This is a genomic window from Stappia sp. 28M-7 (assembly GCF_014252955.1).
Taxonomy (GTDB): Bacteria; Pseudomonadota; Alphaproteobacteria; order Rhizobiales; family Stappiaceae; genus Stappia.
Window position 1 is genome coordinate 2,596,737 of sequence record NZ_JACMIA010000001.1, and the last position, 21,314, is coordinate 2,618,050.

The 21,314-nt window shown below is 66.1% G+C and carries 15 protein-coding genes; 7 read left to right on the forward strand and 8 right to left on the reverse strand.

What is annotated here, in order from left to right; genetic code table 11:
• The first annotated feature begins 112 nt into the window (after nt 1–112).
• The 3 genes from H7H34_RS11415 to H7H34_RS11425 all read left to right on the forward strand — a co-directional run bounded on the left by H7H34_RS11415 (nt 113) and on the right by H7H34_RS11425 (nt 4,523).
• Nucleotides 113–1,018 carry a sugar kinase gene (locus H7H34_RS11415; RefSeq protein WP_120267798.1) on the forward strand — a complete coding sequence of 302 codons (906 nt, stop codon included), beginning with the start codon at nt 113–115 and terminating at the stop codon, nt 1,016–1,018.
• Between the two features lie 124 nt (nt 1,019–1,142).
• The gene (locus H7H34_RS11420) at nt 1,143–2,333 is read left to right on the forward strand and encodes a hypothetical protein (RefSeq protein ID WP_120267797.1); all 1,191 of its coding nucleotides are present in this window, start codon (nt 1,143–1,145) and stop codon (nt 2,331–2,333) included.
• A 144-nt stretch (nt 2,334–2,477) separates the two neighbouring features.
• On the forward strand, nt 2,478–4,523 hold the full coding sequence (locus H7H34_RS11425) for a hypothetical protein (protein WP_185925255.1): 2,046 nt from the start codon (nt 2,478–2,480) through the stop codon (nt 4,521–4,523).
• A 111-nt stretch (nt 4,524–4,634) separates the two neighbouring features.
• Here H7H34_RS11425 and H7H34_RS11430 read toward each other — a convergent pair whose 3' ends face one another.
• Together H7H34_RS11430 and aspS are read right to left on the reverse strand one after the other, a co-directional pair.
• Nucleotides 4,635–6,419: an ABC transporter ATP-binding protein gene (locus H7H34_RS11430; protein ID WP_185925256.1), complete on the reverse strand. Its 1,785-nt coding sequence runs from the start codon at nt 6,417–6,419 to the stop codon at nt 4,635–4,637.
• A gap of 34 nt (nt 6,420–6,453) precedes the next feature.
• A complete protein-coding gene (gene aspS, locus H7H34_RS11435) occupies nt 6,454–8,238 on the reverse strand; it encodes an aspartate--tRNA ligase (RefSeq protein ID WP_185925257.1) in 1,785 nt (594 codons plus the stop codon).
• Between the two features lie 221 nt (nt 8,239–8,459).
• On the opposite strand from aspS, the gene rnd reads away from it, so the two are divergent.
• On the forward strand, nt 8,460–9,707 hold the full coding sequence (rnd, locus tag H7H34_RS11440; RefSeq protein WP_185925258.1) for a ribonuclease D: 1,248 nt from the start codon (nt 8,460–8,462) through the stop codon (nt 9,705–9,707).
• Nucleotides 9,708–9,806: 99 nt separating this feature from the next.
• Here rnd and ppx read toward each other — a convergent pair whose 3' ends face one another.
• The 4 genes from ppx to H7H34_RS11460 all read right to left on the reverse strand — a co-directional run bounded on the left by ppx (nt 9,807) and on the right by H7H34_RS11460 (nt 15,486).
• Nucleotides 9,807–11,333 carry an exopolyphosphatase gene (gene ppx / locus H7H34_RS11445; protein ID WP_185925259.1) on the reverse strand — a complete coding sequence of 509 codons (1,527 nt, stop codon included), beginning with the start codon at nt 11,331–11,333 and terminating at the stop codon, nt 9,807–9,809.
• Nucleotides 11,326–13,545: an RNA degradosome polyphosphate kinase gene (locus H7H34_RS11450; protein WP_120267792.1), complete on the reverse strand. Its 2,220-nt coding sequence runs from the start codon at nt 13,543–13,545 to the stop codon at nt 11,326–11,328. Before H7H34_RS11450 ends, ppx begins: the two co-directional genes overlap by 8 nt.
• 119 nt (nt 13,546–13,664) lie before the next feature.
• Entirely contained in the window at nt 13,665–14,357 is a 693-nt protein-coding gene (locus tag H7H34_RS11455) for an HdaA/DnaA family protein (RefSeq protein ID WP_120267791.1), read from the reverse strand.
• Nucleotides 14,350–15,486: an AI-2E family transporter gene (locus H7H34_RS11460; RefSeq protein WP_185925260.1), complete on the reverse strand. Its 1,137-nt coding sequence runs from the start codon at nt 15,484–15,486 to the stop codon at nt 14,350–14,352. Before H7H34_RS11460 ends, H7H34_RS11455 begins: the two co-directional genes overlap by 8 nt.
• Before the next feature lie 263 nt (nt 15,487–15,749).
• Here H7H34_RS11460 and purM point away from each other — a divergent pair, with 263 nt between their 5' ends.
• Together purM and purN are read left to right on the forward strand one after the other, a co-directional pair.
• On the forward strand, nt 15,750–16,829 hold the full coding sequence (gene purM, locus H7H34_RS11465; protein WP_185925261.1) for a phosphoribosylformylglycinamidine cyclo-ligase: 1,080 nt from the start codon (nt 15,750–15,752) through the stop codon (nt 16,827–16,829).
• Complete coding sequence (gene purN / locus H7H34_RS11470; RefSeq protein ID WP_120267788.1) at nt 16,826–17,500, forward strand: phosphoribosylglycinamide formyltransferase; 675 nt, start codon at nt 16,826–16,828, stop codon at nt 17,498–17,500. Before purM ends, purN begins: the two co-directional genes overlap by 4 nt.
• Before the next feature lie 22 nt (nt 17,501–17,522).
• Here the strand turns inward: purN and H7H34_RS11475 are convergent, their stop codons facing one another.
• A complete protein-coding gene (locus H7H34_RS11475; RefSeq protein ID WP_120267787.1) occupies nt 17,523–18,266 on the reverse strand; it encodes a helix-turn-helix transcriptional regulator in 744 nt (247 codons plus the stop codon).
• 105 nt (nt 18,267–18,371) lie between these two features.
• Between H7H34_RS11475 and H7H34_RS11480 the strand changes: the two genes are divergently transcribed.
• Nucleotides 18,372–19,115 carry a glutathione S-transferase family protein gene (locus H7H34_RS11480; RefSeq protein WP_185925262.1) on the forward strand — a complete coding sequence of 248 codons (744 nt, stop codon included), beginning with the start codon at nt 18,372–18,374 and terminating at the stop codon, nt 19,113–19,115.
• A gap of 41 nt (nt 19,116–19,156) precedes the next feature.
• On the opposite strand, the gene H7H34_RS11485 is transcribed toward H7H34_RS11480, so the two are convergent.
• Nucleotides 19,157–21,253, reverse strand: coding sequence for a molybdopterin-containing oxidoreductase family protein (locus H7H34_RS11485; protein WP_185925263.1), 2,097 nt, complete (start codon nt 21,251–21,253; stop codon nt 19,157–19,159).
• Between the last annotated feature and the right edge of the window lie 61 nt (nt 21,254–21,314).

A 21,314-nucleotide genomic window follows, 5' to 3' on the forward strand; every position in this document is an offset into this window, starting at 1 on the left:
GGGTCCTTTGGTAAATGACCCCTGAAGGCGCCCTTCGAAAAGGCGAAAAATTCCGCAGGGGCCGAGACTTGAGAACACGAGACGAACCCGCCAGCAAGGAGCGCGCAGAAGCATGCAGGCCCTATTCATCGGTCAGGCCTATATCGACATCACCTTCCTCACCGACGCACTGCCGACGGGCGACGACAAGACGATCGCGCGCGACTACGCGGTGAGTTTCGGCGGCAATGCGGTCACTGCCGGCTTCGCCTGCGCAAGGCTGGGAATCGCTCCGGACATCCTGTGCTCGCAAGCCGACGACTGGCTCGCCCGCATGTTCCTGGACATGGCCGCCAAGTACGGCATCTCGATCCACGGGCGCAAGGTGCGAGAATCCTCCCTCTCCTTCATCATGCCCAAGGACGGCAAGCGCGCCATCGTCCGCTGCCGCGACAACGATTTCCTCCACCCCTTCCCCGAGCTCAACCTTACCGGCTGCAGGGCGCTGCACCTCGACGGCCACATGCCGGAGGCCGCGCTCCACTACGCAAAGGCCGCTCGCGCGGCCGGCATCCTGACCTCGCTCGACGGCGGCGCCGTGCGCGAGAACACGGACGAGCTGCTGCGTCACATCGACGTCGCAGTCGTCTCTGCAAGGTTCTGCGAGCAGCTCGGCCTGGGCGTGGAGGAAACCCTCGACTACCTGCGCGAGCGCGGCTGCCCGGTCGCCGGCGTGACCGTCGGCGAGGACGGCATGTTCTGGTACGAGGACCGCGGCCCGACGCGCCGGCTGCCCGCGCTGGACGTACCCAAGGCGCGGATCGTCGACACGAACGGCGCCGGCGACGTGTTCCACGGCGCCTATGTCTATTCGTGGATGCGGGACGGGACCGCCGGATGGGAGCAGCATTTCCGCTTCGCCCGGGCCGCCTCCGCCCACGCGATCCAGCATCTGGGAAACGAGGAGAGTCTCCCCACCCTCGCCGATGTCGAGGCGGCCATGAGCGAATGGGCGGAAAAGCAGCCTGCCCGTGGCTGATCGTCCGGGTGAGAAATCACTCTGAACAATCTGTGCGCGTGCCTTGTTCTCGCGCCGCATTTGGAGCATCGTAGCGGTCCGCAGGCAGGGAGCGGACACCCAAACAACAGTCGGAGACGTCTGAATGACTAATCTTGCCCTTCGCCGTGCACGCGCCATCGCGCTCGCCTGCCCGCTCCTGATTGCCACACCGGCGCTTGCGTTCGACGCATCCGGCAACGAGGTGGCGGACACGTTCTTCGAGATCTTCGAGGCCGGCAAGGCGACCGTGACCGGCTACGACAGCGTCGAGGAGAACGGCGACACGGTAACGATCACCGGCCTGCGCGCTGCCATCGACGACAGCGATCGCAAGACGGAGATGACCATTGCCACGATGTCGTTCGAGGAAGGCGAAGTCGCCTCCGACGGCGGGCTGACCGCCAGCAACATGTCGATGAACGGCGTAGCCATCAAGAATCGGGAAAACGGCGAGGACGTCAGCATCACTGTCGCCCTGATCGATATCGACGATCCGGTCCTGCCCTCCGCGGCCACGGTGAAGGCAAAGGCCAGCACCGACGCGGTGGCACCGTCCTACTCGCGCGCCGAGATCACCGGCATCGTTATCGACAGCGGAGACGAGGGCAAGATCCCGGTCGCCAGCGTGGTCGCCGAGATCGAGGAAATGGACGGCGAGTTGCCGACCGCCGGCTCGCTCACCGTCGAGGGCGTCGAGATTTCGGCCGAAAGCCTCGATGCTGACGAGCGCAAGACCTTGACCGATCTGGGATACGAAAAGGTCGTGCTCGGCCTGTCGCTCGAGGCGGATTGGGATCCGGACACCGGTGCGCTGGACATCTCCGACCTGACGATTTCCGCCAACGAAGCCGCGACGCTGAACGCCTCGCTGAAGCTCAACGGCATGACCCGGGAGGTCTTCGCCAAGCTCGAGGCCGCGCAGGGCAAGCCGGAAGAAGCGATGGGCATCATGCAGGGCCTGCAGATGGTCGGCCTGAGCCTGCGGCTCGACAACGAATCGCTGGTCGACCGCCTGCTCGATGCGCAGGCCAAGGAGTCCGGGGCCACCCGCGAGCAGTTCGTCGGCCAGCTGAGCGCCGCGCTGCCGATGCTGCTTTCCGCAATCGGCAACCCCGACTTCCAGAAGAGCGTCTCGGGAGCGGCCACCACCTTCCTGAACGATCCGCAGTCGATCTCTGCGACCGCGGCTCCGGCTGCACCGGTTCCCTTTGCCCAGTTGCTGGGGACCGCGATGATGGCCCCGCAGACCTTGCCGACGATCCTCGGCGTGACGGTCACGGCCAATCAGGACTGATCTCGACGTCGGGCGGCCCGGGGGGCACCGCCCACGACATCGACGAACCGTCGGAACGGCGCAGCGCGGCTGCGCCCGTTTCGGCACGAACGCCCGCGCCCCGATGCGGGCCCGATTTCCATACACGATTACGGACAACGGATGATGCCCAGAAGCTCCCGATACACCACCACGGCAGGCGCCCTCCTCGTCACACTCGCCCTTGCCAATCCAGCAACCGCGAACCCCGCGCTTGATGCCGCCGATGCCTTCCTCAAGTGGGCGAAGGACCACGGCGCAACCATCGCCGAATACGGCAGCGTCACCGAGACCGGCACCGGCGATGCCATCGTGCGCGACGCCAAGTTCGGCTGGGACCTTGCCTTCAGCTTCGGCGGCGCTGATGTCGATCTCGACATCCGCATCAACAGCCCCGAGACCCGCCTGATCGGCGTCACAAGGACCGACAAGGGCTACCATCTCGAGCGCTACGAACAGCCCGGAGCACACGAGTTCGCGTTTTCCGGCGGCGTGACCGAGGACGGCACCCGCAACGCCTTCGACATCACCGTCGTTCAGTACGACCTCGTCGCGGAGGACTATCTGCAGGTGCCGTTCGTTGCGCCGGAGGATCCCGAGCGTCCGGTTTCCCGCTTCCTGCCCGCCATCGTCGCAGGCCTCGACACCAAGCTCGGCAAGATGTCGGTCCGCCGCATGGAATCGACCTCGAAGATGCCCGACGGCACGTCGGGCAAGCAGTCCTACGAGGGAATGACCATCACCGGCTTCGCCAATGGTCGGATCGAGGAACAGCGGATCGAAAAGACCGTCTCGGAGACCACCATCAAGACGGAGCCCGACGCGACGGCCGAAACGATCGCAATGCGCGAGGAGACCGGCCCGCAGGTTGTCACTGGCACCGACGTCAAGCCGCTCCTGCGTGTGTTCGGCGTGCTTCCTGCCGACCGGCTGACCGGCGACGAGATCATCGCCAGCGCCTCAGTCGACGGCATGAGCTTCTCGTTCGCCGAAGGATCCGCGGCCATCAACAGCCTGACGATGACGGGCCTGCGCGTCGATCCGCAGGCCCCGGCCTTCGACGTCGCTTCCATCGGCGACCTGGCAGTCCTCGGCAAGCTGCCGGAGGACGAGGCATCCCTGACTGACTTGGGAGGTCAGGCGGCCGATGCGCTGGGAGCCATCTCGCTCGACAGCTTCGACCTTTCCGCGCTGGCCATCACCTCGCCGGTTGTCAACGGCGCCATCGGCAACATCCAGGCCAAGGACGCCTCCTACCGCGGCTTCAGCGACTTCTCCATGAGCGACCTGTCGATCACGGCGGAGGAGAACAACACGGCCGTTGACGCGAAGCTGTTCCGCATGAGCGAGCTGCGGTTGGCCTCACTGTCGCGCTACCTCGACTTCTTCGTCGCCTCAAGCAACGGCGATCCGTCGCTTCCGGCAATCCTGTCGGTGGTTCCCACGCTCGGACTGCTGGAGTTGGAAGGGATCAAGGTCGCGTCCGACGACCTGCCCGCTCCCGTCTCCATCGACAGCTATCGCCTCACCATGAGCGACTTCATCAACCCGATCCCGACCCGGATCGAGGCCGTGACGAAGAACGCGTCCTTCCCCATCTCGCTGATCGAGGAAGATGATGCACGCGCCCTGTTTGAGGAGCTGGGTCTCGATGTCGTCAAATATTCGGACGAGACACGGATGAGCTGGGATGCCGACACCCAGACGCTCAGCATTGATCCCCTTGCCTTCACCATCGAGGGCGGCGGATCCATGGACCTGAGACTGGAGATCGGCGGCGTGCCTCGCGTGGTGTTCGAGAACCCCGAGCAGGCGCAGATGGTCTTGGCCACCGCCACGGTGAACAAGGCGAGCCTGACGGTGCGCGATGCCCGCCTCATCTCCGCATTCATCGACCAGCAGGCGAAGCCCGCCGGCCTGTCTCCCGAAACGCTGGCACTCGGCCTTGCCGACCAGGCGGCGAACGAACTCGGCCCGCTCAAGGACACGCCCTTCGGCCAGAGCCTGCATGGCGCGCTGAAGAGCTTCCTGGTGTCGCCGGATGAGCTGGTGATCACCATCGAGCCCGAGACGCCGGTCCCCGCGATGCAGATCATGGGCGTTCTGGCCACCGCGCCGGACACCCTGCCGCAACTGCTCAACGCAACCGTGGCAGCGAACCCCGGCCGCTGACCGGATCGACCCGGCTGCAAAAAGAAACCCCGCCGCAGGGCCCTGCGGCGGGGTTTTTCATGTCCAGCGAAGGAGATCGCTGAGCCCTCGGAGGCGTCCAAGGAAGAGTGATCAGTCGCTCGACCCGCCCTCGGAGAACTGCAGGTCGCAAAGCCGCTTGTAGAGCCCCCCGCGGGCGAAGAGCTCCCGGTGGGTGCCGCTCTCGATGGCGCGGCCGCGATCCATCACGACGATCTGGTTCGCCTCGCGCACGGTTGCAAGGCGATGGGCGATGACGAGCGTGGTGCGGCCCTTCATCAGCCGCGACAGGGCTTCCTGGATCTTGGCCTCGCTCTCGGAATCGAGCGCGGAGGTCGCCTCGTCGAGCAACAGGATCGGTGCATCGCGCAGGATGGCACGGGCGATTGCCACGCGCTGGCGCTGGCCGCCGGACAGCCGGCCGCCGCCCTCGCCCACCCTCGTGTCGTAGCCCTGGTCCAGGGCGAGGATGAACTCCTCCGCATTGGCCTCGCGCGCTGCCTGGCGAACGGCCTCTTCGCTCGCGCCTGGGCGCCCGAGCAAGATGTTGTCGCGCACACTGAGGTCGAACAGGAACGTGTCCTGGGAGACCAGCGCGATCTTCGCCCGCAAGGCGGCAAGACCCACCTCGCGGATGTCCGTACCGTCGATCAGCACCCGCCCGGCATCCGGGTCATAGAAGCGCTCGAGAAGCGAGAAGACGGTGGACTTTCCCGCCCCCGAGGGGCCGACAAGCGCTGTCACCTCGCCGGGGCGGGCGTCGAGTGAGAGATGGTCGAGCGCCGGAGCCTCGCCATAGCGGAACACGACATCCTCGAGGGTGACGCGGCCCGCGCTCAGCGGCAAGGGCGCGCCGGGAACGAGATCGTGCTCGCCGGAGTCGCGGTCGAGCACCTCGTACATCAGCCGCACACCGACCAGATGGGCGGAGAGATTGACGTTGAGACGTGCAAGCCGCCGCGCCGGATCATAGGCCAGCAGCAGCGCCGCGATGAAGGACACGAAGGACCCCGGATCGCTGCCGAGCTCGATGACGGAGTAACCGCCATAGAGGATCACCAGGGCGATGGCGATGCCACCGAGCGTCTCCATCACCGGTGAGGTGCGGGCCGAAAGGCGGGTGATCTTGTTCGCCTGCAGCTCGACATCGATCACCGCCCGGCCCATCTCGTCGCGCAGTCGCTCCTCGACCGCGAAGGCCTTGACGATGCGGATGCCGGAAATCGTCTCCTGGGAGATCGACAGGATGCGCGAGAGCGAAACGAACTGGGACTTCGCGACGCGCCGGACGCGGCGCACAAGCTTGCTCACCACGAATATCGCCGGCGGCGCGATGAACAGGGCGATGAGGCTCATCAACGGATCCTGCACCACCATGACGCCCACGAGCGCAATCACCGAGAGCAGGTCGCGGCCAAGCGCCGTGACGACGAGATCGAGGGCAGCACGCGCGGCATTCGCGTTGTGCGACAGGCGCGTGCCCAGGTCGCCGATGCCAGAGCTTTCGAAGAAGGCGACATCCTGTCGCGTGATGGCGTTGAACAGCCGCTTCTGGATCGACGCCACGATGGCGTTGCCGATGCGCCCCAGAATGACGAGCTGACCGTAGGCGGCCGCCCCCTTGATCAGGAACACCACGAACACGAAGGCGGCGATGGCGATCACCATCGCCCCGTCACGCGCTACGAAGATCTCGTTGATGATGTCCTTGAGGATCCAGGCGCTTGCCGCCGTCGTGGCGGCGACAAGGCCCATGCACAGGAAGGCCAGCGCGTAAGGCAGCACGAAGGCCCGCGCATTCTCGCTGACCAGCCGGCGAATGAGCGCAGGCGCCCCGTCGGCATCGGCAAAGAGCCAGGCTTCCAGACGCTTGCGCAAGAGATGTCACTCCACCGCGGCGCGAGCCCGCGGATCAGCCCTTTTCGGGCAGGTTGAGCCGGATGTGCAGCTCGCGCAACTGCTTCGGATACACGTCGGACGGTGCTCCCATCAGGAGGTCCTGCGCCTGCTGGTTCATCGGGAACAGGCTGACGTCGCGCACGTTCTTCGCCCCGACCAGCAGCATGACGATGCGGTCGACGCCGGCGGCCATGCCACCATGCGGCGGCGCGCCGTACTGGAACGCGCGGTAGAGGCCGCCGAAGCGCTCCTCCACGTCGCTCTTCGACAGGCCGACCTTCTCGAACGCCTTGACCATCAGCTCGGGCGACTGGTTACGGATCGAGCCGGAGGCGATCTCGTAGCCGTTGCAGACGAGGTCGTACTGGAACGCCTTGATATCCAGCGGGTCCATGTTCTCCAGCGCGTCCAGGCCGCCCTGCGGCATGGAGAACGGGTTGTGCGCGAACTCGACCTTCTTCTCTTCCTCGTCCCACTCGAAGAACGGGAAGTCGACGATCCAGGCCAGCGCGAAGCGGTCGCGGTCGACGAGGTCGAGCTCCTCGCCGACGCGGGTACGCGCCTTGCCGGCGAAGTCGGAGAACTTCTTCGGATCACCCGCCACGAAGAACGCGGCATCGCCCGCCTTCAGGCCGAGCTGCGTGCGGATCGCCTCGGTGCGCTCCTCGCCGATGTTCTTGGCGAGCGGGCCGGCGCCCTCCAGGGCCCCGCCCTCTTCGCGCCAGAAGATGTAGCCGAGGCCCGGCTGCCCCTCGCCCTGCGCCCAGGAGTTCATCCGGTCGCAGAAGGCACGGCTGCCGCCGGTCGGAGCCGGGATCGCCCACACGGCGTTCTTCGGGTCTTCGAGCAGGCGCGCGAAGATCTTGAAACCCGAGCCGGCGAAGTGCGTGCCGACATCCTGCATCTCGATCGGGTTGCGCAGGTCCGGCTTGTCCGAACCGTACTTGGCGATCGCGTCCGCATACGGAATGCGCGGGAAGGTGCCGGTGACCGGCTTGCCCTTCGCGAACTCCTCGAAGATGCCGCGCATGATCGGCTCCATCGTGGAGAACACGTCCTCCTGCTCGACGAAGCTCATTTCCAGGTCGAGCTGGTAGAACTCGCCCGGCAGGCGGTCGGCGCGCGGGTCCTCGTCGCGGAAGCACGGCGCGATCTGGAAATAGCGGTCGAAGCCGGAGACCATCAACAGCTGCTTGAACTGCTGCGGGGCCTGCGGCAGCGCGTAGAACTTGCCCGGATGCAGCCGCGAGGGCACCAGGAAGTCGCGCGCGCCTTCCGGCGAGGAGGCCGTCAGGATCGGCGTCTGGAACTCGGTGAAGCCCGCCGATCCCATGCGCTGGCGCATCGAACCGATGATGCGCGTGCGCGTCATGATGTTCTCGTGCAGCGTCTCGCGGCGCAGGTCGAGGAAGCGGTAGGTCAGGCGGATGTCTTCGGGATAGTCCGGCTCGTTGAAGACCGGCAGCGGCAGCTCACGCGCCGCGCCAAGGACTTCCAGATCGCGGATGAAGATCTCGATCGCGCCGGTCGGCAGCGTCTCGTTGACCGTCTCGGGCGTGCGCATCTTCACGTTGCCGTCGATGCGGATGCACCATTCGGCGCGAACGGTCTCGGCGAGCTTGAAGGCGGGCGAATCGGGATCGACCACGCACTGGGTCATGCCGTAGTGGTCGCGCAGGTCGATGAAGAGCAGACCGCCGTGATCGCGCACGCGGTGCACCCAGCCCGACAGGCGCGCCGTGGCGCCGACATGGGTTTCGCGCAGTTCCCCGCACGTGTGACTGCGATAGCGATGCATGTGGTCCTCGATGGCCCGAAGTTTGAAAAAAGTGGCGGCACACAAGGCGAAGCCGGTGCCGGCCGGCGCGATTGCGCGCCCGTGCAAAAGCCATGGGATGACGACAAAGTCAAGGCGGCGGGCCGGCTTGCGCCCCCTGTTCGCCAATCGAACGGACAGGCGATAACAAGGCGGTTTCGTGGCGACAAGCGGGCAAGCATCCGCTATATCTCGCGATTACTATGCACATCATTTCAAGCACCAAAGAACTGGCCGACGTGTGTCGGCGCCTCGCGCAACACGATTTCGTCGCTGTCGACACAGAGTTCCTGCGCGAAACGACCTTCTGGCCGAAGCTCTGCGTCATCCAGATGGCGAGCGTCGAGGACGCGGTTATCGTCGATGCGCTGGCCGACGGGCTCGACCTCGCGCCATTTTTCGAGTTGATGCGCGACGAGAGCGTCGTGAAGGTGTTCCATGCCGCAAGGCAGGACATCGAGATCGTCTATCACCTCGGCGGGTTCATCCCGCATCCGGTGTTCGACACCCAGGTCGCGGCAATGGTCTGCGGCTTCGGCGATTCGATTTCTTACGACCAGTTGGTCCATCGCATCACTGCTGTGCGGATCGACAAGTCGTCTCGCTTCACCGACTGGTCCCGCCGGCCGCTGAGCGACAAGCAGCTCGACTATGCGCTGGCCGATGTGACGCACCTGCGTGACGTCTACCATTTCCTGAAGGCGAACCTCGCCGAACAGGGGCGCAGCCACTGGGTCGGCGACGAGATGGAGATTCTTACCTCCGAGAGCACCTATCGCACCGATCCGGAAAATGCGTGGAAGCGGCTGAAGCTGCGGGTGCGCAAGCCGATCGAGTTCGCGGTGCTGCAGGAGGTCGCCGCCTGGCGCGAGCGCGAGGCGCACGAGCGCGACGTTCCGCGCAACCGCATCCTCAAGGACGACGCGATCTACGAGATCGCCGCCCAGCAACCGACCAACACTCAAGCGCTCGCCGCCCTGCGCACCATTCCGCGCGGCTTCGAGCGCTCGCGTACCGCCGAGGAGATCCTGGGCGCGGTCAAGCGGGCGATGGCGATCCCCAAGGACAAGCTTCCCTCGGTGCCCAAGGGCCGCGCCGCGCCAGATGGGTCCGCGGCAGCCGTAGACCTTCTGAAGGTCCTGCTCAAGCTGGTCAGCGAAGCCAACGGCGTTGCCGCCAAGGTCATTGCGACCATGGAGGATCTCGAGAAGATCGCAGCCAGCGACGATGCCGATGTCGACGCGCTGAAGGGCTGGCGGATGGAGCTGTTCGGCGAGGCGGCCTTGAAGCTGAAGCGTGGCGAGATCGCCCTCGCCTTCAACGGCAAGCGGATCGTCTCAGTGGAGCAGAGCGAGCCGGTTCTGGCCCCCAAGCCCGAGCCTTCCAAGCGCCGCCGCAACCGGCAGAAGTCGGAAGCCGATGCAGACGCGGACGCGGACGCCGCCGAGTAAGCCGGCAGCCGCACCGACGATGACGGATAAGCAAATGGGCAGGTTTTCCCTGCCCGTTTGCTTTTCTATCGCTCGGTAACGAATGGCGGCAAGAGGCCGTCAGGGTTCGATCACGACCCGCGCCTTCAGGCCCAGCAGGCGGGCGAACTGGGTGAGCCGCTTGTTCAGCCGCTCCCCTTCCAGCGCAACAAGCTCGCCGCGCAGCGTCAGCACAACCTCGCCATTGTCCACGGAAACCGGAACCTGGGGCAGAATGCCGGCGACGGAAGCGCTGAGCACCGATGCCACCCGCAGCGTGCCGCCCAGAATGCGGGCCCGGTCCTTCAGGCGTGTATGGGCAAGCTCGCGAATGCGCGGCCCCAGCGCGTCCTCCACCAGCCCCTGATGGCGGTAGAAGACCGACAGGGCGAGATAGGCGCGGCCCGCATGGTCGATGCCCACGAAGCCGGCGTTCGAAATAATGTTGAGGCTCTGCTCGCCGCGATAGTCGGGATGAGCGCGCCAGCCGATATCCGACAGCAGGCAGCCGGCCGCCCGCAGCCGCACCTCGTATTCAGTCTCGTCGATGCCCACGGCCGGAAACAGGCGGTCGGTCCATTCGACCAGCTCCTCGCCATAGGCGGGCGAGCGAGAGCGTAGCTGCGACAGTTCCCGCGCCGCCTCCACCAGCGGATCCTGCCGGCGCAGATCGTCCGGAAGCAGGTCGAACAGCAGCCCTTCTCGAAGGCCGAGCGCGGACATCACTACCTTGGACGCCTTGGAGCGCCGCAACACCTTCTCCATCACCGCCGCACCGAACGGCAGCAGCGGACGACGGGCACGCGATACGACCTCGATCATGTCGAGGCTTTCCGGATCGCGCCGGGCAACCAGCTGGCAGAACTCGATCGCCTCCTCCGCCGGGATGGCATAGTCGTGCATCACATGCAGCGGATAGCCATCCTGGTGCAGATGCAGCCGGGCCAGCGAGCGCCACGTGCCGCCGACCGCATAGAAGGGTTTACCGGCGCCGATGGGCAGCCATTCGACATCCCCGAGGGCCTGCTCCGCGATCTTCTGCGCCTTGGCAATCTTCCCGTCCGCATCTTCCTGCAGGCGGATGCCACCAAGCGGCAGGGTCTGGCCGCGGCCGATCTCGTCATGCTTGATCTCGACGAGCTCGAGACTGCCGCCGCCGAGGTCGCCGACGATGCCGTCCGGCCGCCAGATGCCGGACACGACGCCATTGGCGGCAAGACGTGCCTCGTCTCGGCCCGACAGCAGCCGCACCGGCGTCCGGCAGATTTCCTCCACGGAGATGAGGAATTGCTCGCCGTTGGCGGCATCGCGGGTCGCCGCGGTGGCAAGGATGTGCAGATCGGAAACGCCGATCTGATCGCACAGGCGGCGAAACCGCACCAATGCCCGGCGCGCCTGGTCCGTCGCCTCGTCCGACAGACGGCCTGTCGCACCGACACCGCGTCCGAGACCGGCAAGCACCTTTTCGTTGAACAGCACCGTCGGGGTGCGTGCGTGTCTTTCGTAGACGACGAGGCGGATCGAGTTCGATCCGATATCGATCACGGCAATCGGTCCGCTGCCGTTGAGACGGCCGCGGACCAGTTCATGCTTTGGGCTGTCAGCCACGCTTCCTCGGCTCCGCAAACGGTTTCGGACTATGGCTGCGCAGCGACTTGCCGCGGCCGGAGAGCGACGGGTTGGTCATGAAGTACTGATGGGCGTTGAAGGGCTTCTCGCCCCTGCCGAGGCGCACGCGCTCGTGACCGCCATCAGGGAGCAGTCGCCAGCTCTGCTGGTTGTCCTTCAGATTGGCGACCATGATCTGATCGAGCACCTGTTCGTGCACCGTCGGGGTGATGAGCGGCGTCAGCGTCTCCACCCGCCGGTCGATGTTGCGCGGCATCAGGTCCGCGGAGCCGATATAGACGACCGCATTCGGCGAGGGAAGCCCGTGACCGTTGCCGAAGCAGAAGATCCGGCTGTGCTCCAGGAAGCGGCCGACAATGGACTTGGCCCGGATGTTTTCCGAGAGCTCCGGAATGCCCGGCCGCAGGCAGCAGATGCCGCGGATCACCAGGTCGATCTGCACGCCGGCCTGGCTCGCCTTGTACAGCGCGTCGATGATGCCGGGATCGACCAGCGAGTTCATCTTCATCCAGATCTGCGCCGGACGCCCCGCCCGCGCATGTTCGGCCTCTGCCGCGATCAGCCGGGTGATGCCGTCGCGCAGCGTTACCGGCGACACCATCATGTGTTCCAGCTCGACCGGCTCGGCATAACCGGTGATGAAGTTGAAGATCTTGGCGACCTCCCGTCCGATGCGCGGATCGGCGGTGAAATAGGACAGGTCCGTATAGATGCGCGCGGTGATCGGGTGATAATTGCCGGTGCCAAGGTGGCAGTAGGTCCGCAACTCGCCATGCTCGCGGCGAACCACCATCGACAGCTTGGCGTGGGTCTTCAACTCCAGGAAGCCGAAGACCACCTGCACACCGGCCCGCTCCAGATCGCGCGCCCAGCGGATATTGGCCTCCTCATCGAAGCGCGCCTTCAGCTCGACCAGCGCCGTCACCGACTTGCCGGCCTCCGCCGCCTCGACCAATGCCTTGACGATGGGCGAGTTGCTGGAAGTCCGGTAGAGCGTCTGCTTGATCGCCACCACATCCGGATCCTGGGCCGCCTGACGCAGGAACTGCACCACCACATCGAAGGATTCGTAAGGGTGGTGGACGATGATGTCCTTCTGCTGGATCGCCGCGAAGCAATCGCCGCCATGCTCGCGAATGCGCTCTGGGAAGCGCGGGGCGAACGGCTCGAACTTCAGGTCGTCGCGGTCGATGGAGACGAGCTGCGAAAGGTTGTTCAGCGCCAGCAGGCCGTCGACCAGGAACACTTCGTCCGTGGTAGCGCCGAGCGCCTCGGCAACGAAATCACGCAGCGACTGCGGCGTCGTCTCCTCGATCTCCAGCCGGATGACCGAACCGCGGCGGCGACGCTTCAGCGCGCTTTCGAACAGGCGCACCAGGTCCTCCGCCTCTTCCTCGATCTCCAGATCGGAATCGCGGATCACCCGGAACGCGCCCTTGCCGCGGATCTGATAGCCGGGGAAAAGCCGGGTGATGAACAGGCCGAGCGCATTTTCGATGGTGATATAGCGCTCGCCCTCCTCGGTCTCGCTCGCCGGCAGGCGCACGAAACGGTCGAGCTGGGCGGGAATGCGCAGCAGGGCCGTCATGCCGCGCCCGCCCTTTTCCGGCGCCAGTTCGAGCACCAGCGAAAAGCCGAGATTGGCGATGAAGGGAAACGGATGCGCCGGATCGATGGCCAGCGGCGTCAACACCGGAAAGATATGTGCGAGGAAATAATCTTCCAGCCACTGAAGGTCCTGCGGGCTGAGGTCCGGCCCGTCGACGATGGCGATACGGTCGGCGGCCAGCAGCCTGCGCATTTCGCGCCAAACGCTCTGCTGCTCGTGCTGCAGCGACAGGACCGCGGCCGACACCCGCTCCAGCTGCTCTGAAGGCGTCAGGCCGTCGATGGAGCGGGTCGAGACGCCTTCGCGCTGCTGGGCGCGCAGGCCGGCGACACGCACCATGAAGAACTCGTCGAGATTGTTGGCCGAGATCGACAGGAAGCGCAGCCGCTCCAGCAACGGGTGGGAGGTGTTTTCCGCCTCCTCCAGCACCCGGCGATTGAACTGGAGCCAGGAGACCTCGCGATTGATGAACCGGCTGGGATGATCGGCCAGCGCCTCGGCAGCATCCGAAACCGGCTTGCCCGGCCGAACCTCTGCAGGAGCTGCCTCCGCATCCCTCGGGTTCACGCTGATCTCGTTCATGTCTGCCTCCTGCGGACCGGCCCGGGCCGGTCATCCGTGGTCACCGTCGAACGGGACCATAGCGGATTGATTTGACGGATTTACATCACCCGGCAAATTGCTTGCCCCGGCGACAGCTGTCAGGCGGCCGGGTCCTGCTCCGCCAGAACCGCTGCCGCCAGCGGTCGTGTGATCCGCCGCCCCGCCGACAGCGAGGCCCTGTCGAGGCGGTCGACCAACGCCTGAGCTGCCGCCACGGACCGCTCCATCCGTACGGCCAGGAACTCTACCACGGCCGGATCGATATCGATCTGCCGATCCGCGAAAAGCTTGACCAGTACCCGCCGCAACAGATCGTCATCCGGCTCCAGGATCTCCACCGGGGTCGCCGCGCGCAACCGCGAGGCAAGATCCGGCAATCGGAGCCCCCAGGCCTGGGGCCAGCTGCGCGAGGTCACGAGCAGGCTTCCGCCCGTCTCCCGAATGGCATTGAAGAGGTGGAACAGGGCCGTCTCGTCGAAGCCCGCATGGGCATCCTCCAGCGCAACGGCACCGGATCGGGCAAGCTCTTCGACCTGCTCCCGGCGCAGATCGGACGCCCGCAGGATCACCGCGCCGCTCGCTGCCTGCCAGACATGGGCAAGATGCGTCTTGCCCGAGCCCACCGGTCCTGCCAGAAGCGCGGCCGCGCTCGGCCAGTTCGGCCAGGCATCGATCAGGGCGAAGGCCGCCTGGTTCGACGAGCCTACCAGGAAATCGTCGCGCCCATAGGCCGCTTCATGCGGCAGGATCAGCGGAAGCTGTTCGCCGCCTCCGCGCAAGGTATCAGCCATCGTGGCTCTCCTCGCGTCCGGCAGGCACCGTACCGGCCGGATCTCCCGGGACCCCGCTCGCCATTGCCGTTCCCTCACCCGTATAGAGCGCACTCGCCATGTATTGAGAGAGCACGAACCGGATCAGCACGCCGATCATCGCCGCCGCGGGCACGGCGATCAGCATGCCGACGAAGCCGAACAGGTAGCCGAAGGCGAACAGCGCGAACATCAGCCACACCGGATGCAGGCCGACATTGTTGCCCACGAGCTTGGGCTGCAGCACGTTACCTTCCAGGAACTGGCCAACGGCGAAGATCGCGAGCACGGCCACCACCATCGGCCAGTCCGGCCAGAACTGAACCAGCGCGACACCCAGGGAGACGACGAGGCCGAGCGTCGCGCCGACATAGGGAATGAAGCTGACGAGACCGGCGCCGATACCGATCAGAAGGCCGAAATTCAGCCCGACCGCCGCAAGGCCGATCGCGTAGAAGGCGCCGAGCAGGAAGCAGACGCTGACCTGACCGCGCACGAAACCTGCAACCGCAAGATCCATCTCATGCGCCAGCCGGCGCACCGTGTCGCGATGCTGGCGCGGCAGCCAGCCGTCGATCTTCGCGACCATCCGGTCCCAGTCGAGAAGAAGATAGAAGGCGACCACCGGCGTCACGACGAACAGCGAGATCACCGAAAGCAGCGCCTGCCCGCCGTTCCAAACCGACTTCAGCAGACCGCCGATCCAGCCGGCGCCCTCGCCCAGCAGGCTGCCCACATTGGCCTTGAGCTCCTGACCGCCGATGCCGAGCGTCTCGAACAGTCGGCTGCCGAGCCCGGAGGTGATGAGCTCCTGCAGGGAGCTGACGAGGTTCGGAAAGGCCTCGAGGAACGCTGCCAGCTGGTTGCCGAGGATCGGCAGCAGCAGCAGAAGGATGAGAATGAACGCGAGTACGAAGATGAAGAGGATGACGATGGTGGCCCCGAGCCTGGGCAAACCGAACGCCTCCAGCCGGTCTGCGACGGGATCGAGCAGATAGGCCAGCGCCATGCCGGCGACGAAGGGCAGCAGGATCGGGCTGAACAGGTAGATGAACAGCGCAAACAGCGCGAAGGAGACCAGCCAGAAATTGATCTGTCGCTTGAGCGTCACGAAATCTCGTCCCTTGCTGGTGTCAGTCTGTTCTCCGTCCCCCAGCAGATAGGCAGCCGCGCCGGGGAGCGTCAAGGAGGCCCCCCGCCGGGATCTGCCATTTTCCCTCTTCACCACAGGCTGAGGGGCTCCCTTTCGCGCCCGTGACGCTCGATGCGGCTTTTCCGCCCCGCGCCTGTGCAAACAGGGCCCGGTTTCGCTTGCATTCCGGCGCTTCTGTGTTTGTATGCGCGCCCTGTACGGGTTTCGGAGACATGACAAGCATGAGCGAGGCGACCCCCTCCCCCAAGAACGGCCTGAGCTATGCCGACGCGGGCGTCGACATCGACGCGGGCAACGCCCTCGTGCGGCGGATCAAGCCGTTCGTGAAGGCGACGGCCCGTCCCGGTGCCGACAGCGAGATCGGCGGCTTCGGCGGCCTGTTCGACCTGAAGGCGGCCGGCTTCACCGACCCGGTCCTTGTCGCGGCCAATGACGGCGTCGGCACCAAGCTCAAGATCGCCATCGACAGCTGCGCACACGCGACCGTCGGCATCGATCTCGTGGCCATGTGCGTCAACGATCTCGTCGTGCAGGGTGCCGAACCGCTCTTCTTCCTCGATTATTATGCCTGCGGCGCGCTCGACGTCGACGTCGCCACCGACGTGGTGAAGGGCATTGCCGAGGGCTGCCGCATTTCCGGCTGCGCGCTGATCGGCGGCGAGACCGCCGAAATGCCGGGCATGTACGGCAAGGGCGATTACGATCTTGCCGGCTTCGCCGTCGGCGCGGCCGAGCGTGGTACCCTGCTGCCGCGCCGCGACGTCTGCGAAGGCGACGTGCTGCTCGCGCTCGCCTCCTCCGGCGTGCATTCCAACGGCTTCTCCCTGGTGCGCAAGATCGTCGAGCATTCCGGTCTCGAGTGGAGCGCCGATGCTCCGTTCGCATCCGGCGCGAGCCTTGGCGAAGCGCTGATGACACCGACCCGCATCTATGTGAAGCCGCTGCTGGCGGCGCTGAAGGCCGGTGCCGGTATCAAGGCGCTCGCCCACATCACCGGCGGCGGCCTGCCGGAAAACCTGCCGCGCGTGCTGCCCGACCATCTGGGCGCCCGCATCGACCTCTCCGCCATCTCCGTCCCGCCGGTCTTCGGCTGGCTGGCCAAGGCCGGCGGCGTTGCCCAGTCGGAGATGCTGCGCACCTTCAACTGCGGCGTCGGCATGGTCGTCGCGGTTGCAGCCGAGACGGCAGACGAAGCGATGGCGATCCTGACCGCCGAGGGCGAGACGGTGAGCCGCATCGGCGCCCTCGAGGCACGCACGGGCGACGAGGCTGTTGTCTTCGACGGAGCCCTGGCGCTTTGACCTCTGCCCCTTCCGCTTCCGGCCGCAAGCGCACGGCGATCCTCGTCTCGGGGCGCGGATCGAACATGACCGCCCTGCTGTCGGCAGCGGCCGATCCGGCCTTTCCCGCGGAAATCGTCGCGGTGATCGCCAACGTGCCGGACGCTCCCGCCCTCGACAAGGCGCGCGCAGCCGGCATCGAGGCCGTGGCAGTCAACCACCGCGGCCAGGGCGGACGGCAGGCCTTCGAGGAAAAGCTGGATGCGGAGCTGCGTGCCCGCAATGTGGAGCTGGTCTGCCTGGCAGGCTTCATGCGCATCCTGACGCCCTGGTTCGTGGAGCGCTGGCACGACCGCCTGCTCAACATCCATCCGGCGCTGCTGCCGGCCTTCAAGGGCCTCGACACGCATGCGCGGGCGCTGGCGGAAGGCTGCCGCCTGCATGGCGCGACGGTGCATTTCGTTCGCGCCGAGATGGATGCCGGACCGATCATCGCACAAGGCGCAGTCGCCGTACTCGATGACGACACGCCGGCAACGCTGGGCGCGCGCGTGCTCGAAGTCGAGCACCGCATCTACCCTCAGGCGCTTGCGCTGGTAGCAGCCGACGCCTTCCAGATCGACGGCATGCGGGTGCACCTGAAATCCGGCGCGGATGCGGCCCAGCCGCCGCTGATCGCCCCCAAGGGGTGAGACGCACGAGGCGGCCGGGCGCTCAGCCCACCGCCCGGCACCCTGCAACGCCCCCGTTCTCGGCCGCCGCTTCCCTGGCCCTGTTTTCTTCCAGTCGATGGCGCCACCACTCCGCATAGAGCCGCTTGCGGCTACGGGGTGGGCGCGCGTCCAGCACCGTCATCTCCAGCATCCGGTCCGTACGGAAGTTGCGATAGTTCTGCCGCAGCTCGCACCAGGCAGCCAGCACCCGGGCATGCTCGAAAAAGGCGAGAACGATGGGCCAGATCACACGGCGCTCGGGCGGACGATCGGGAACCTGGTAGAGGATCTCCACCTTCCGCTCCAGCCGCAAGGCCTCCCGGAGCCGCAACAGCTCGATCCGGTCGCCCGGCAGCTCGCAGGGAGGCGGGGCGTAGAGCGGCGCATCCAGAAATCCATCGCGCAGCCCTTGCGGCAGAACCGTCGCGATCTTGGCGACGCCATCGCGCGCAGTGCGCCGGATCGCCTCGTCGCCGCGCCCCTCCACCATGCGCAGGCCGAGCATGATGATCTCCAGCTCTTCTGCCGTGAACATCAGCGGCGGCAGGTCGTAGCCTTCTTCCAGCACATAGCCGACGCCGGCCTCGCCGGCCACCGGCACGCCGGAGGCCTGCAGCGCGGCGATATCGCGATAGAGCGTGCGCAACGACACTTCGAGCTCGGCGGCAATGGCCGCACCGCTGACCGGCCTGCGGTACCGGCGCAGGATCTGGAGAACCTGCAGCAACCTGTCGGCACGACGCATCACTTTCCCTTCCGCTGACATATTGCCACCTGATGCTGACAGTATGCTGTCAGGAAGGGTTGGCTACAAGACGCGAGCCAGACGCAAACCCCAGGAGATGCCTCCATGCTCGTTCTCGTCAACTTTCCCGCACCGCCGGAAATTCGCAGTCTCTCGCCCTTCTGCTACAAGGCGGAAGCGCTGCTGGCATTGGCCGGCTGCGACTACCGGCTGGAGCCGACCACCGATCTTGCCGCCCTGCCCCATGGCAAGGTGCCGGTGCTCAGGGATGGCGACCTCGTCATCCCCGACAGTTCTCTGATCCAGCGCCATCTGGAACGCCATCACGGACTTGCTATCGACGACGCGCTCACCGGCGTCGAACTGGCCATGTCGGAGGCCTTCCGCCGCATGGTTGAGGAGCACCTGCGTTGGACGATGGTCCATGCCCGCTGGATCGATCCTGCCGGCGAAGGGATGATGCTTTCCACTGCCCTCGCCGGGGTGCCCGAGGAGATGCGGCGGGACGTGTTCATGGGCCTGCGCGAGAACATCCGCAAGACACTGCATGCACAGGGCATCGGCAGGCATGCGCCGGAGGAGATCTACGCCTTCGGCTGCACGGCTCTCGACGCCATCGCCGCCTTTCTGGACGACAAGCCCTTCTTCATGGGCGACCGCCCGACCACGGTCGATACCAGTATTGTCGGCGTCGTGCTCAACATCCTTGCGAGCGATGTCGACACGCCGCTGATGCGCCACGCGGCCGCGATCCCGACACTGGCCGACTATGCCTTGCGGTTCGAGCGCACGGTGTTCGGCCCGGCAGCGCGCATCCCCGCAACCTTGCGCGGCGAACAGGCGGCCTGACGCCGCCTGCCTGCTTCCCTCGGTGCCGCGGGTGCGTAGGGTCAGTCCTTGCGCACCCACACGGCGGTATCGTGGAAGGCCGCCCCGCCATACGGCGCCACGGCATCGGCTCCGGTCAGCGTGTTGATACCGCGGCCGTCCGGATAGGCATCGTTCGGCCAGATCCCCTCGGCCACCACGACGCCGGGCTTCAGCCCCTCGGTGAGGCGCGCATGCAGGATCACCGCGCCGCGCCGGTTGCCGATGCGGATGCGGTCGCCGTCGGAGATCCCGAGCCTTTCGGCATCCATCGGCCCGATCATCAGGTCCGGCCGCCCTTCCTTGTCGCGGGAGGACGCCGTCTCGTTGAAGGTCGAATTGAGGAACGAACGCGCCGGCGAGGTCGCAAGACGGAAGGGATGCTCCTCGTTCGCCGCCTCGTTCACCGCCCAGTGGTCGGGCAAGGTCGGCATGTCCGCGAAAGGTCCCATCGGGCCATCATTGGGCGCCGGCACCGTCGGCCAGTCCGGCTTGAAGCGGAACTTGCCGTCCGGCCAGTTGAACCCGTCGAGATAATGCGCCTTGCGGAAGTCCGGCTGGCAGTCGACCCAGCGGTCACGCTCGATTTCCTCCAGCGAACCGAAACCGGAAGCCTTCAGCATCCAGTCGATATGCTCGCGCACGCTCATGGCGAAACCCGGATGTTCGGCCGCGCCGACACGTCGGGCGATCTCATTGAGCACATAGACGTTCTCGCGAGTCTCGCCCGGGGCTTCGGCCAGCTTCGGCCCCAGCAGCAGATACTGGTGTCCGCCGCCCTTGTAGATGTCGTCATGCTCGAGAAACTGCGTCGCCGGCAGCACCACATCGGCCATCTTCGCCGTTTCCGTCATGAACTGCTCGTGCACACAGACGAAAAGGTCCTCGCGGGCGAAGCCCTGCTTCACCAGTTCCTGCTCTGGCGCCACCGACACCGGGTTGGTGTTCTGGATCAGCACCGCGGTCACCGGCGGGCCGCGGCGCAAGGCCTCGGCATCGCCCGTCAGCACCCGGCCGATCTGGCTCTGGTCGAGTTGCCGCACCGCCGGATCGATCAGCGAGTGCCCCTCGATCATCGACTTGTCGAGCGTGTAGATCGCACCGTTGTTGTGAAACGCGCCGCCGCCTTCGTACTGCCAGGCGCCGGTCACGGCCGCGATGCAGGAGGCCGCGTGCATCGAGACGGCGCCATTGCGCTGGCGAGTGAACCCATAACCGAGGCGGAAGAACGTGCGCTTCGTCTGCCCGACCATGCGGGCGAAGAGCTCGATCTCCTCCACCGAAAGTCCGGTGATCGCCGCCGCCCATTCCGGCGGGCGCTGCGCCACATGCGCCTCCAGCTCGTCCGGGCAGTCGGTGTAGCGGGCAAGGTAGTCGCGGTCGGCATGCCCGTCGCGGAACAACACATGCATCACCGCACAGGCGAGCGCCGCATCCGTGCCGGGCTTCAGGACGAGGCCGAGATCCGCCTGTTTCACGGTCTGGGTCGGGTAGACGTCGATGGCGACGATCTTCGCCCCGCGCGTCTTGCGTGCGGTGATCGCATGAGTCATCACGTTGACCTGGGTCGAGACCGCGTTGGTTCCCCAGATCACCACCATGTCGGCAACCGCGATCTCCCGCGGATCGGGCCCCGCGAGCCGCCCGGTCCCGGCGATATAGCCCGTCCACGCCGGATTGGTGCAGATCGTGTCGAACTGGCGCGAGTAGCCCTTGGCATGGCGCAGGCGGTGGATCGAGTCGCGCTGAACCAGTCCCATCGTACCGGCATAGTGATAGGGCCACACGGCCTGGGCCCCGTGCTCGGCCTCGGCCTTCAGGAACGCGGCCGCAACCAGATCCAGCGCCTCGTCCCAGGAGATGGGCTCGAAGCGCCCCTCTCCCTTGGCCCCGACCCGCTTCAGCGGCTGCGTCAAGCGATCCGGATGATAGAGCCGGTCGGAGTAGCGCGCGACCTTGGCGCAGATGACGCCGGCCGTGTAGGCATTCGCCCGCGCGCCCTTGATCCGTCCAATGCGTCCGTCGGCGAACAGTTCGACCTCCAGCGCGCAGGTGGACGGACAGTCGTGCGGACAGGCGGAAGCCTTCAGAACCGGATCTTTGGCAACGGGGGCGTTCATGCGTCTCTCGCGGGCAAGGAAAACGGCGGCAAGGCTCACTCGCACCAAGCCGTCATGTCAA